This is a genomic window from Agreia sp. Leaf210 (assembly GCF_001421485.1).
In the GTDB taxonomy this organism is placed as follows: domain Bacteria; phylum Actinomycetota; class Actinomycetes; order Actinomycetales; family Microbacteriaceae; genus Agreia.
This window is the reverse complement of the sequence record NZ_LMKK01000002.1, coordinates 631945-643867: the sequence shown is the minus strand read 5'-3', so window position 1 is coordinate 643867 and position 11923 is coordinate 631945. Positions and strand designations below refer to the sequence as shown.

At 68.1% G+C, this 11923-nt stretch carries 12 protein-coding genes; 7 read left to right on the top strand and 5 right to left on the bottom strand.

Going from position 1 to position 11923, the window contains the following annotated elements:
- Window positions 1-10: 10 nt before the first annotated feature.
- Genes ASE64_RS09045 through ASE64_RS09030 form a run of 4 tightly spaced genes read left to right on the top strand, consistent with a single transcriptional unit; the run spans window position 11 to window position 3604 of the window.
- Window positions 11-1066: an ABC transporter permease gene (locus ASE64_RS09045; protein ID WP_235480551.1), complete on the top strand. Its 1056-nt coding sequence runs from the start codon at window positions 11-13 to the stop codon at window positions 1064-1066.
- On the top strand, window positions 1063-1971 hold the full coding sequence (locus ASE64_RS09040) for an ABC transporter permease (protein WP_200920170.1): 909 nt from the start codon (window positions 1063-1065) through the stop codon (window positions 1969-1971). The genes ASE64_RS09045 and ASE64_RS09040 overlap by 4 nt, the downstream gene beginning before the upstream one ends.
- Entirely contained in the window at window positions 1968-2828 is an 861-nt protein-coding gene (locus ASE64_RS09035) for an ABC transporter ATP-binding protein (protein WP_235480550.1), read from the top strand. Before ASE64_RS09040 ends, ASE64_RS09035 begins: the two co-directional genes overlap by 4 nt.
- Window positions 2825-3604, top strand: a complete 780-nt coding sequence (locus tag ASE64_RS09030) for an ABC transporter ATP-binding protein (RefSeq protein WP_055779002.1) — start codon at window positions 2825-2827, stop codon at window positions 3602-3604. The genes ASE64_RS09035 and ASE64_RS09030 overlap by 4 nt, the downstream gene beginning before the upstream one ends.
- Window positions 3605-3619: 15 nt before the next feature.
- Here the strand turns inward: ASE64_RS09030 and ASE64_RS09025 are convergent, their stop codons facing one another.
- Both ASE64_RS09025 and ASE64_RS09020 read right to left on the bottom strand, forming a co-directional pair.
- Complete coding sequence (locus ASE64_RS09025) at window positions 3620-3853, bottom strand: hypothetical protein (protein WP_055778999.1); 234 nt, start codon at window positions 3851-3853, stop codon at window positions 3620-3622.
- Between the two features lie 267 nt (window positions 3854-4120).
- Entirely contained in the window at window positions 4121-5569 is a 1449-nt protein-coding gene (locus tag ASE64_RS09020) for a cation:dicarboxylate symporter family transporter (RefSeq protein WP_055778997.1), read from the bottom strand.
- A gap of 190 nt (window positions 5570-5759) precedes the next feature.
- Between ASE64_RS09020 and ASE64_RS09015 the strand changes: the two genes are divergently transcribed.
- Window positions 5760-7391: a sensor histidine kinase gene (locus tag ASE64_RS09015; RefSeq protein WP_055778994.1), complete on the top strand. Its 1632-nt coding sequence runs from the start codon at window positions 5760-5762 to the stop codon at window positions 7389-7391.
- Between the two features lie 7 nt (window positions 7392-7398).
- Window positions 7399-8097 (top strand): response regulator, encoded by a 699-nt coding sequence (locus ASE64_RS09010; protein WP_156351795.1) that lies wholly within the window; start codon window positions 7399-7401, stop codon window positions 8095-8097.
- Between the two features lie 6 nt (window positions 8098-8103).
- Here ASE64_RS09010 and ASE64_RS09005 read toward each other — a convergent pair whose 3' ends face one another.
- On the bottom strand, window positions 8104-8706 hold the full coding sequence (locus ASE64_RS09005) for a hypothetical protein (RefSeq protein ID WP_055778988.1): 603 nt from the start codon (window positions 8704-8706) through the stop codon (window positions 8104-8106).
- Between the two features lie 94 nt (window positions 8707-8800).
- Window positions 8801-9472 (bottom strand): GntR family transcriptional regulator, encoded by a 672-nt coding sequence (locus ASE64_RS09000; RefSeq protein ID WP_055778985.1) that lies wholly within the window; start codon window positions 9470-9472, stop codon window positions 8801-8803.
- A 109-nt stretch (window positions 9473-9581) separates the two neighbouring features.
- On the opposite strand from ASE64_RS09000, the gene ASE64_RS08995 reads away from it, so the two are divergent.
- On the top strand, window positions 9582-10859 hold the full coding sequence (locus ASE64_RS08995) for an MFS transporter (RefSeq protein ID WP_055778983.1): 1278 nt from the start codon (window positions 9582-9584) through the stop codon (window positions 10857-10859).
- Here the strand turns inward: ASE64_RS08995 and ASE64_RS08990 are convergent.
- Window positions 10834-11799, bottom strand: coding sequence for a DMT family transporter (locus ASE64_RS08990; RefSeq protein ID WP_235480549.1), 966 nt, complete (start codon window positions 11797-11799; stop codon window positions 10834-10836). The genes ASE64_RS08995 and ASE64_RS08990 overlap by 26 nt on opposite strands.
- Window positions 11800-11923 lie beyond the last annotated feature (124 nt).

Genomic DNA, 11923 nt, shown 5'->3' with positions numbered 1-11923 from the left:
CAGCATCGCTGTGAAGACAGAGAAGCGCAGCGCGCCGGCGGGCATCCCCCCGCTGGCGCGCTACCTCGCCATCCGTCTGGGGGTGACGGCCCTGCTCATGCTGGGCGTCACCCTCGTCACCTTCATCCTCACCAATCTGGTGCCCGCCGACCCCGTGCAGGCGGCGCTCGGCGAGCAGGCGGCGGCGAACCCCGAGATCGTGGCGCAGTTCCGCGAGAACGCGGGCCTCGACAAGCCCCTGCCGGTGCAGTACTTCACCTACCTCGGTCACCTCTTCCAGGGCGACCTCGGTACCTCCACTCAGACCCGCACCTCTGTAGCGACCGAGCTGGGCAAGGCGTTTCCCGCCACCATCGAGCTCGCGGTCGGCGCCATCCTGATCTCCGCCATCATCGGAATCGGCCTCGGCCTCTGGGCGGCTCTTCGTCAGCGCACCTTCGTCGACCAGGTCATCCGCGTCGTGAGTCTCATCGGGCTCTCGGTTCCCGCATTCTGGATGGCCCTGCTCGTGTACTTCATCTTCTTCTTCCAGCTCAAGCTCTTCCCGGGCTCCGGTCGGCTCGATCCCGCAGCCATCGCCCCGCCGCATGTGACCGGGCTCTACACGGTCGACTCAGTGCTGGCCGGGCAGTGGGCGACGTTCGGCGACGCGGTCTACCACCTCGTGCTGCCCGCATCCGTGCTGGCCCTCTACACGATCGGCCTGCTCACGCGCTTCTCGCGCTCCGCGATCCTCGAGGTTCTCGATGCCGACTACGTGCGCGGCGCCCGGGCCAAGGGTCTCACCGGCCGCACCGTGGTGTTCAAGTACGTGCTGCGCGGCGCCCTCGTTCCCATCATCACCGTGCTCGGTATCGCATTCGGCTCGCTGCTCAGTGGAACCGTGCTCGTCGAGAAGGTCTATTCCTGGCACGGGCTCGGCGAGTACGCGTTCTCGTCGGCCACCAAGCTCGACCTGCCCGCGATCATGGGCGTCGGCCTCGTGGTGGGAATCGTCTACATCGGCCTGAACTTCATCGTCGACATCGCCTACGGCTTCATCGATCCGAGAGTGAGGGCCGCATGAGCCAGACCACAGCGCCCACGTCGCGCACCCAACCGGATGTTCTGGCCGTCGCCGCCCGACGCCGGATGCGGTTCCCGGCGGCCCTGCGCAATCCGCTCGCGGTCACTGGCACGGCGATCATCGTCATCTGGTTGCTGCTGGCTCTGCTCGCGCCCATGATCAGCCCCGCAGACCCCCTGGCCCAGGACTTCGACCGGCTGCAGCCGCCGAGCGCGGCGCACTGGTTCGGGACCGACCAGCTCGGCCGGGACGTGCTCGCGCGCGTTCTCGACGGCGCACGCGTGTCGATCATCCTGCCCCTGCTTCTCGTGGTCTCGTCGCTGCTGGTCGGAACCGTCGCGGGCTCGATCGCCGGATACTTCGGCAAGGTGGCCGACGAGGTGATCATGCGCATCGCCGACCTGGTCTTCGCGTTCCCCACGATCATCCTCGCCATGGTCATCGCCGCGTCGCTCGGCCCGAGCCTCACCAACGCCGTGATCGCCATGCTCATCGTGTCGTGGCCGGCCTATGCGCGCGTCACCCGTTCGCTCGTGGTCGTGGCCTCGCGTTCGGAGTATGTCGTGGCGGGCCGTCTGCTCGGCAACAGCCCCTTCACCTCGCTCGGCAAAGACATCCTGCCCAACATCATCGCGCCGGTCGTCGTGCTCGCCACCCTCGACGTCGGCACCGCCATCCTGCTGCTCGCGGGTCTGTCCTTCCTGGGCCTCGGCGCCGTTCCGCCGACTCCCGACTGGGGTGCGATGGTCTCCGACGGTGTGCAGAACTTCTCGTCGTGGTGGATCTCGGTGTTCCCGGGTCTCGCCATCCTCACCGTCGTTCTGGCGTTCAACTTCCTCGGCGATGCGCTGCGAGACGGTCTCGATCCGCGCACGGCCGACGCAGTGAAAGGACGAGCCCTGTGAGCACGATCCCCGCGAGCCAGCCCGCGGCATCCGGCGGTCTGAGCATTCGCGACCTCACCCTCTCGATCGGTCGCGGCGACAAGGCCAAGCGCATTCTGCGCGGCATCTCGCTCGACATCCCCGCGGGCCGGATCACCGGCCTCGCGGGCGAGTCGGGGTCGGGCAAGACCATGACGGGCATGACCGTTCTCGGGCTGCAGCCGGCCCAGGCCACGGTCGGCGGCGTCATCGAGTTCGACGGACGCAATCTGCTCGAGCTGCCCACGAAGAAACTCAACACCCTGCGGGGCAACGACATCGCCATGGTGTTCCAAGACCCCACGTCGAGCCTGCACCCCATGCTGTCGATCGGCTCTCAGCTCACAGATCACGTGCGTCAGCACACCGGCATGTCGAAGCGCGAGGCTCTGGAACGTGCCCGCGTGGTGCTCGAGCAGGTCAAGGTGCCCGACCCGGCCGGGGCGCTGAAGAAGTATCCGCACCAGTTCTCGGGCGGGCAGCTGCAGCGCGTGGCCATCGCCTCGGCGATCATGTGCAGCCCGAGCGTGCTCATCGCCGACGAGCCCACGACCGCGCTCGACGTCACGGTGCAGGCCGGAATTCTGCGCCTGCTGCGCGAACTGTGCGACGACCTCGGTCTGGCGATCCTCCTGGTGACCCACGATCTCGGTGTGATGAGCGCGCTCGCCGACACTATCGCCGTTATGCGCGAGGGCGAGATCGTCGAACACGGAGATCGTTTCCAGGTCATCACGGCTCCTCGCGATCCCTACACGAAGGCGCTCATCGATGCGCTGCCGCACGACGGCTCCGCGCCGACCGCGCCAGGCTCGACCTCGACAGGAGACGCATCATGACGTCGTTGCTCGAACTCGACAGTGTGAAGGTGAGCTATCGCGTCGCAGGCAAGCCTCGACTCGTGGCCGTGGATGACGTGAGTCTCTCGCTCGGCACCCGGCAGGTGCTGGGACTCGTCGGCGAGTCGGGCTGCGGCAAGTCCACGCTGGCGCGAGCCATCTGCGGGCTCGAAGGCCTCGACAGCGGATCGATCACGTTCGACGGAACCCCCGTGACCCGCCTCGGCATGCGTACCCGCGACCGCAAGCTGCTGCGCATCCAGATGGTTTTTCAGAACCCGTACGCGTCGTTGAACCCACGACGCACGATCGGCAAGCAGATCGAAGACGGCCTCAAGGTCAACCCCGACAGCTCGGCCTGGACGGTTCCCGATCTGCTCGCGCACGTCGAATTGGATGCGTCGGCCCGCACGCGCTTTCCGCACCAGTTCTCGGGTGGGCAGCGTCAGCGCATCGCGATTGCCCGCGCGATCGCCTCGGGGCCGGACCTGCTCGTCGGCGACGAGCCCATCGCATCCCTCGATGCCTCTCTGCAGGCGCGGGTCGCCGGGCTCATGCGCAACCTCGCACTCGAGACCGGCGCCTCGCTGCTGTTCATCAGCCACGATCTCTCGGTGGTGCGGGTCATCGCCGACGACGTGGCCGTGATGAGTCGCGGCAAGATCGTGGAGCGCGGCGACGTGAACGAGGTGTGGTCGAACCCCCAGCAGCCGTACACGCAGCAGCTGCTGTCGGCGATTCCGAAGGTCGACGGCCTGGGGATCCTGCCGGGCTGAGCGCCCGGGTCCGCATTACGAGGGGCCGAACAGCGCGTCGGATACGACGATCAGTACAACGATGGCGATGGCGACGGCGGCGAGGATGCCCAAGGCGATCATGACTCGGCGTCGGCTGAGGGTGCCTTTCTCGAACGTCGACGACGAGACCTTGTCGAGGTTGGGGAAGAGGGCCTCGTAAGGAGCTTCTTTCCTCGGAGCCGCGGCGGGATCGTCAAGCGGTTCGCGGTCGTTGTCGTCGGAGCTCATGCATTCGACTGTACAGAGCCGATCGAATCGCGCCGACTGACCTGAGGGCCTCGGAGCGTATCGAACGCGGGTGTTCGCGCGCACCGCGGTGGTGAGACCCACCCCGCCTTGCCCTGCGCGAGGCGACTCGGCGCAGAAGCACCCAAAAGCGTGCGGGTGGATGCATGTGCGCCGACTCGATCAGCCAGGTTCAATCGACTCGGCGCAGAAGCACCTTGCCGCAGCGGGGAAGGTGCTTCTGCGCCGAGTGGATGCGCGGCCCGAGCCTTAGGGGCGGGGCGCCGTCTTCGTGGGCTCGACTCCCGTGAGGGCGTGCAGCGACGCGGTCGACGGAACCGTGGGGTCGACGTTCGACGCCGTCGATGCCTCGGCCGGGGCGTCCGTCGTGTGCGCATCCGGGTTCATGCTCTTCTCGTCGAACGGGTCGTTGCCGCCGAGCACGTTGCGCACCTGGCCCTTGTCGACCTCGCCGGTCCACGTTCCGACCAGCAGGGTGGCCACGGCGTTGCCGGTGAAGTTGGTCACGGCGCGGGCCTCCGACATAAAGCGGTCGATGCCCACGATCACTCCGACACCGTCGACGAGGTCGGGTCGGAACGACTGGAGTCCGCCGGCGAGGGTCGCGAGTCCGGCGCCGGTGACGCCGGCGGCGCCCTTCGAGGCGATCATCATGAACAGCAGCAGCCCGATCTGCTCGCCGATCGTCATCGGGGTGCCCATGGCGCTGGCGATGAAGAGCGACGCCATCGTGAGGTAGATGGCGGTGCCGTCGAGGTTGAACGAGTATCCGGTGGGAACCGTGATGCCCACGACCGGCTTCGAGACGCCCAGGTGCTCCATCTTGGCGATGAGGCGCGGCAGCGCGGCCTCCGACGACGAGGTTCCGACGATGAGCAGGTACTCGCGGGCCAGGTACTTCATGAGCGAGAAGATGTTCACTCCGGTCACGAGCTTCAGCAGCGTTCCGAGCACGACGATCACAAAGATGGCGCAGGTCACATAGAAGCCGATCATCAGCGTGGCGAGTGCCACGACGGCACCCCATCCGGTCGAGCCGACCACGCCCGCGATTGCGCCGAACGCGCCCAGCGGTGCGACCCAGAGAACCATCGACAGAATGCGGAAGATCAGCGCCTGCAGCGACTTGATCGCTCCAAGGATCGGGGCGCCCTTGTCGCCCATCTTCTGCAGCGCGAAGCCCACCAGCAGAGCCACGAACAGGGTCTGCAGGATGCTGCCGTCGACGAGGGACGAGAACAGCGACACCGGGATGATGCCGAGGAAGAAGTCCTGCGTCGACTCGGCCTTGAGCGTGCTCGTGTCGTAGCTCGCCGCCGAGATGTCGAGTCCCTCGCCCGGGTGCAGCAGATTTCCCACGACGAGGCCGATCGCCAGCGCGAACGTCGACATCACGATGAAGTAGCCGAGGGCGAGCCCGCCGACCTTGCCGACCGTTGCGGCCTTCGCGATCGAACCGACGCCGATGACGATCGTGCAGAAGATGATGGGGGCGATCATCATCTTGATGAGCCCCACGAACGCGGTACCGATGGGGGCCAGGGTCTTCGCGAACTCGGGAACGACGAGTCCCACGATGATGCCCGCCACGACCGCGACGATCACCGCGATGTAGAGATAGTGGTTCTTATCGAGCTTCTTGCGGGCCTTGCGGCCCGACCGTGCCGATGCGGATGATCGTGCAGATGAGGTGCTCATGGAATGCCTGCCTTCGTGAGGGGCCGCCACAACACCGTGGCGACTCTGCCTGAACTACTGCCGCAATCCTGCGGCGGGCGGGCGGGCAACCCACGCTTGTGTTCATACTGTTCGCATCGAACCCGAGGAGCATTCGCCCTCGACGCGTGAGGCGCGTAGCGTATGTCGGCAGGGCGCAAGGGAGCAATCGATGAACGGTCGACGACGACGGGTCAGCATCGCGGCGCGGCTGTTCGCCGTGCAGGCGGTCTTCGTGATCGTGGCCGTCGGCCTCGCCGTCGCCCTTCTCGCACTGGATGCCCGGGGCCGGGCCACCGCAGACGCGTCGGCCCGCAGTATGGTCACCGCTCAGGCCGTCGCGCACAATCCGTTCGTGATCGAGGCCGTGCAGAAGCCCGACCCATCGAGCGTGCTGCAGCCCTACGCCGTGACGCTCATGGACGACACCGACGTCGACTTCATCACGGTGATGGCCCCCGACCGCACGCGCTACACGCATCGCGATCCCGAGGAGATCGGCAAGCCGTTCCTGGGCACGATCGCCCCGGCGCTCGCGGGGAAGTCGTTCACCGAGACCTACACCGGCACCCTGGGGCCGTCGGTGCGCGCGGTCGCGCCCATCCTGGGCGACGACGGCCGCGTCACCGCGCTGGTCTCGGCGGGCATCACCCTGAGCCAGGTCGACGCCGCGTTCTGGCCGAGGGTGCACCTGCTGCTCGGCGCGGCCGCCGTGATGATCGCGGTGGGAGCCCTCGTCTCGTGGCTGTTCAGTCGGTATCTGCGCCGGGTCACCGCCGGTCGCGGCGCCGAGGAACTCGGCCAGGTGTTCGCCTACTACGAGTCGGTGCTGCACTCGGTGCGGGAGGGCCTCGTGCTCGTCGATGCCCACGGGGTCCTGGTGCTCTACAACGATCACGCCGCCGATCTGCTGGGCCTCATGCCGGGCGGTCCGGAGCGCCCGGTCGACGAGCTCGATATTCCCGCCTCGCTCAAGGCGCTGCTGCTGCAGGAGGGCGAGGCTCGCGACGAGGTGTTCGTGACCCGCGACCACGTTCTCGTCGTGAACCATCAGCCGGCCCTGCCCGCCGAGGCGCAGCGCGGAACGGGCCGCATCCGGTCGCTCGGAACGGTCACGACGCTGCGTGACCGCACCGAGCTCCTGCGGGTCACGGGCGAGCTCGAATCGATGCGAACGATGTCGGATGCACTGCGCTCGCAGACCCACGAGTTCGCGAACAGGTTGCACACCATCGCGTCGCTGCTCGAGCTCGGACGCAGCGACGAGGCGCTGCGCTTCGCCGCCGACGAGCTCAACCTGAGCCAGCGCCTGGCCGACCGGGTGCTCGTGTCGATCGACGAACCCGTGATCGCCGCGCTCATGCTGGGCAAGGCGGCGCAGGCGCGCGAGCGAGGCGTGGCCCTCAAGCTCGAGACGCATCTCGACCCGGGAACACAGGGCTTCGAGCCCGCCGACGTCGTGACGATTCTCGGCAATCTCGTCGACAACGCGCTCGACGCCGCCGCATCCGGAACCGCGCCGGGAACCGAGCCGTGGGTCGAGGTCTATCTCGGCCTCGGCGACGGCGAAGACGACCTCGTCGTGCAGGTCTCCGACTCGGGGCCGGGCATCGACCACGACGCGCGCGACCGGGTCTTCGGCCGCGGGTACTCGACCAAAGAGACGGATGCCTTGGGCCGCGGCATCGGGCTGGCGCTCGTTCGGCAGACGGTCGCCCGCCTCGGTGGAACCATCGAGCTCAGCGAGCACGTGGGCGCGGTGTTCACCGTGACGCTGCCCATGACCGCGCGGGTCGACTCGTGAGCGGATGCTGCCTGTGATCAGGGTGCTGATCGTCGAAGACGAGGTGATCACGGCCGAGGCGCACGCCCTCTACGTGGGCCGGCTCGACGGCTTCGAGGTCGCCGGCGTCGCGCACACGGGGGCCGAGGCCGTGCGGCTGTTGAAGGCATCACTGGGCCAGGCGGCCGAGCGCATCGACCTGATCCTGCTCGACATGAATCTGCCCGACATCGATGGTCTCGAACTGTGTCGTCGCATCCGGGCCGGCGGCGTCGACGTCGACGTGATCGCGATCACCGCGGTGCGCTCGGCCGAGGTGGTGCGCGCATCCATCGCGGCCGGCATCGTGCAGTACCTGATCAAGCCGTTCACCTTCGGGGTGTTCACCGACAAGCTCACGAGCTACCGCGATTTCCGCAGCCTGTTCGCGCAGTCGCCGACCGTCGCGAGCCAGAGGGATGTCGACGGTGCGTTCGCCGCGCTGCGAACGTCGAACGACCCCGGCCTCGGCAAGGGACTGAGTCCCGAGACGCTCAACGCGGTGTCGACCCTGCTCGCGGAGTCGGGCGGGGGAGTGTCGGCGCGTGAGCTGGCCGAGGAGATCCACGCATCGCGCGTGACTGCTCGGCGCTACCTGGAATACCTCGCCGACTCGGGGCGGGCCGACCGGGCGCCGCGCTACGGTACGCCAGGGCGCCCCGAGGTGGAGTACCGCTGGCGACAGTGACAAGGGCTACTCGCGGATCGTCGTGACCACGTCGACGATGGAGGGGGCGGGCGGAGCCGATCCGAAGCCGAACGTCACCGGCGGATCAAGAGGAGCCATCGCGCCCAGGCTCTCGCCTCCGCGGGTCACGACGACGTCGTCGAGTGCCCGGATGAGCGTCACTCCGTAGAACTCCTGCCGGCCATTGCCCGCGGTTCCAGCCGTGTGAACGCCGGCGACGAGACGACTCGCCACGGGATCGATGACCCGCAGCCAGGCAGGGTGCGTCGCCACCAACGACGGCACCACCCGCAGCAGCCGGCCGAGCGTCGAGAGGCCGCCCACGCGCATCCGCACCGACAGGTCGCCCGCCGTCACGGCCAGACCGCCGTCGACGCGCCTCGTCGTGACCGGCACCACGCGCACCTCGTCGAACGAGTAGGTCGACGAGACGAACTCGGCGATCTCGTCGCTGGGGGCGAGCAGTGTGCGATGGCCAGAGGAGTCCTCGAGCATCACATCGGCGAACTCGCCGAGCGGCGACTCGGCCCAGATTCCGATGACGATGCGCGTGCCAGATGAAGTGCCGAAGCCGGCGATGCGACCCGAGAAGCGGTGTTCGGTGACCATCCGGCCAGCATAGGCGGAGAGCCTTGTAGCCAATTCAGGAGGAGAGCTCAGCCGTGTGGATAGTGGCGTCGGCGACGCGCTCCTCCTGAATAGGTCACGGCAGAGCGTGGGCTCGACGCCACTCGTCGGAGCGGAGAGACTCGCGCAGGCGCTCGTGCGTGCCGCGGATGTGCTCCGCGATGAGCGCCGCGGCACCGTCGGCATCGCGCGCACGAACGGCGGCGAGGATGCGGAGGTGCTCGTCGTGCGCGTGATCGCGTGAACCGGCAGAGCGGGCCTCGAGCCAGCGGGTGCGTTCCAGGCGACGCAGCGACGTCGTCACACCGGAGGTGAAGAACGGATTGTCGGAGAGGTCGGCCAGGCGAGAGTGGAAATCGCCACCCGCCTGCACGCTCTCTCCGGCTGCCCCGGCATCTGCCATCGAGGTGAGCTCGTCGGCCAAGGCATCGAGCTGCGCGTCTGACGCGCGCTGAATCGTCAGCCGCACCGCCGCGGTCTCGACGGCCTCGCGGTACTCCGCGAGCTGGGCGATCTCGGCCAGGTCGATCGGCGCGACGGTGTAGCTGCGGCCGTCGCGGCGCACCAGACCCTCGGCTTCGAGGCGAACGAGGGCGGCCCGCACGGGGGTTCTGGATGCCTCGAACCGCGACTCGAGGCCCCGCTCGGCCAGGCTCTGGCCGGGCAGCAGCTCGAGGGTCAGGATCGAGGTGCGGAGGCGTTCATAGAGCTGCGACGTCTGCGTCGCCCGCTCGGTGCCGTCTGTCATGTCTGCGCCCGTCTGAGGAAAGAGGAGGAGGAAGTCCGACTTGCTTGGTATACCGCAATGGTATACCAATAAACGTGCGAGCTCGAGAAGCCGCACGAAGGAGCCTCCCATGACGTCGACCGAGACGACCCGCGCAGCCGCGATTGCCGGCATCCGCCCGAGTGCGTGGGTGAACCTCGCGCTCGGCGTGGGCGCCCAGGCTGCCGGTACCGTCTTCATCAACACCCCCGCGTTCCTCATTCTGCTGCTGCACACCCAGCGTGGACTCACGCTCGCCGAGGCCGGACTGCTGGCGGCGACGCCGACGGTGGGAATGGTGCTGACTCTCTTCGCCTGGGGCGCGCTCGTCGACCGTATCGGAGAGCGCTGGGTCATCACGGTCGGCCTCGCCGTCACAGCGCTGGCGGCGTTCGGGGCCATGGCGGTCGATGGCTACGTCGCCATCGGAGCCTTCCTGCTCGTCGGCGGCATGGCCGCGGCCAGCACCAATTCGGCGAGTGGCTCGCTGGTGGTGCGCTGGTTTCCGAGCAACCGTCGCGGACTCGCCATGGGCATCCGGCAGATGGCCGTTCCGCTCGGAGTCACGATCGCGGCCGTCTCTGTTCCCGTCGCCGCGGAGAGCGGCGGTGTTCCGTCGGCGCTGCTCGTTCCCGGTCTGATCGCGGCGGTCTTTGCACTGGTCTGTGGGCTGGGCATTCGCACCGCGCCTCCGGGAGCCACCGTGACGCGCCCGGCGGTGCCGTCGGCATCCGTTGGCGACGAGGCCGACGTGCCAGCGGCATCCGGAGCGCCCGAAGCGCGCGTCGCGAATCCCTACCGGGGCAGCGCATTTCTGTGGCGCATCCACGTGGTGTCGGTTCTGCTGGTGGTTCCCCAGTTCACGGTGTCGACGTTCGGGCTCGTGTGGCTGGTCACCGAACTCGGCTGGGAGCCGCTCGCCGCGGGCGTGCTCGTCGGCGCGGCGCAGTTCGTCGGCGCCCTCGGGCGCATTCTCGTGGGCGTGTGGAGCGACCGCCTCGGCAGTCGCGTGCGCCCGCTGCGCTGGGTCGCGCTGTCAGCTGGCGCCGTGATGCTGCTGCTCGCTCTCTCTGACGCGGCGTCGTGGGGCGTCGCAGCCGTGGTCTTCGTGGTCGCCACCGTCGTTGTCGTCGCCGACAACGGGCTCGCCTTCACTTCGGTAGCCGAGACCGCGGGGCCAGCCTGGAGTGGCCGGGCCCTCGGAGTGCAGAACACGGGGCAGTATGTGGCGGCCTCGATCGTGGGCCCGGCGGTCGGAGCGCTGATCGGTCTCGTCGGGTATCCGCTCGCCTTCGTGGCCGTGGCGCTGTTCCCTGCCGCCGCTATCGCACTGGTGCCCCGCGTCAGCGCGGAGCGCGACCGCCTGTGAGCCGACGCGGGAGGCGGAGTCGACGCTGGGCGAGAAGGATCCCGACGAAGACGAGCACTGCGCCGAGCGGCTCGTTCCACGAGAGCGTCTCGCCGAGAACCAGGATGCCGAGGGAGACTCCCACGATCGGCGTCAGGTAGGTGACGGTCGAGGTCGCGGTCGGACCCCAGGCGAGGAGGACGTTGATGTTCCAGAGGTAGGCGATGCCGGTGCCCATGATTCCCAGAACGAGAAGGCTCGCGACGATCGCGGGCGTCAGGTGCACCGCACCGATGGCCACGACCGGCGTCAAGACCAGCATGATGGCGCCGCCGAGGCCGATCTGCAGAAAGGCCGTGGTCACTCCCGATACGCCTCGGCCCGTGATGAAGCGTCGCAGATAGCTGAAGGTGAATCCGTAGCAGACCGCCGATCCGAGGCAGGCGAGCTGACCTGCGAGTTCGGTCACCGGAGAGCCGGTGGCGGCGGCCGTGGGCACGAAGCGCCACGGGCCGATGATCACGACCACCCCGACGATGCCGACCGCGACCCCCAGGATCTGCGCCCGGCTGAGCTTCTCGACGCGGAACACCAGTGTGGCCATGAGCGCGGTGGTGATCGGCGTCACCGCGTTGTAGATGCTGGCCAGGCCGCTCGACACGTACTGCTCCGCCCAAGCGAAGAGTAGATAGGGCAGCACCGATCCCGAGATGGCGACCACCACGAAGTGCGCCCAGACCTTCGGCGAACGAGGCAGCGAGCTGCGGGTGATCAGCATCACGATGCCGAGAGCCAGGCCGCCCAGCACGAGACGGCTCCACGCGACCTGCCCGAACGATGTGCCTTCGAGGGCCACCTTCATGAAGAGAAAGCTCGCACCCCACACGATCCCCATCGCGGCGAACTGGATGCCGGCCGAGAGGTTCGTCGTGCCCTCGGCGGTGCGGTGCGTGGTGCTCATGGGTTCACCGTATTGGCAGATGGGCACTGGCTCTAGCGGGATCTCGACATCGCAGTGACAGACGAGCGCGGGAGCTCGAGCCCGCCGCAGTGGTTGGGCCACCGCAGCAGGCGAGAACTCCCGC

What these genes read in the sequence shown, in the direction of transcription:
- ASE64_RS09040 (WP_200920170.1), top strand. Translation starts at nt 1,063, where the DNA reads ATGAGCCAGACCACAGCGCCCACGTCGCGCACCCAACCGGATGTTCTG.
- ASE64_RS09030 (WP_055779002.1), top strand. Translation starts at nt 2,825, where the DNA reads ATGACGTCGTTGCTCGAACTCGACAGTGTGAAGGTGAGCTATCGCGTC.
- ASE64_RS09025 (WP_055778999.1), bottom strand. Translation starts at nt 3,853, where the DNA reads ATGAGCTCCGACGACAACGACCGCGAACCGCTTGACGATCCCGCCGCG.
- ASE64_RS09020 (WP_055778997.1), bottom strand. Translation starts at nt 5,569, where the DNA reads ATGAGCACCTCATCTGCACGATCATCCGCATCGGCACGGTCGGGCCGC.
- ASE64_RS09015 (WP_055778994.1), top strand. Translation starts at nt 5,760, where the DNA reads ATGAACGGTCGACGACGACGGGTCAGCATCGCGGCGCGGCTGTTCGCC.
- ASE64_RS09005 (WP_055778988.1), bottom strand. Translation starts at nt 8,706, where the DNA reads ATGGTCACCGAACACCGCTTCTCGGGTCGCATCGCCGGCTTCGGCACT.
- ASE64_RS09000 (WP_055778985.1), bottom strand. Translation starts at nt 9,472, where the DNA reads ATGACAGACGGCACCGAGCGGGCGACGCAGACGTCGCAGCTCTATGAA.
- ASE64_RS08995 (WP_055778983.1), top strand. Translation starts at nt 9,582, where the DNA reads ATGACGTCGACCGAGACGACCCGCGCAGCCGCGATTGCCGGCATCCGC.
- ASE64_RS08990 (WP_235480549.1), bottom strand. Translation starts at nt 11,799, where the DNA reads ATGAGCACCACGCACCGCACCGCCGAGGGCACGACGAACCTCTCGGCC.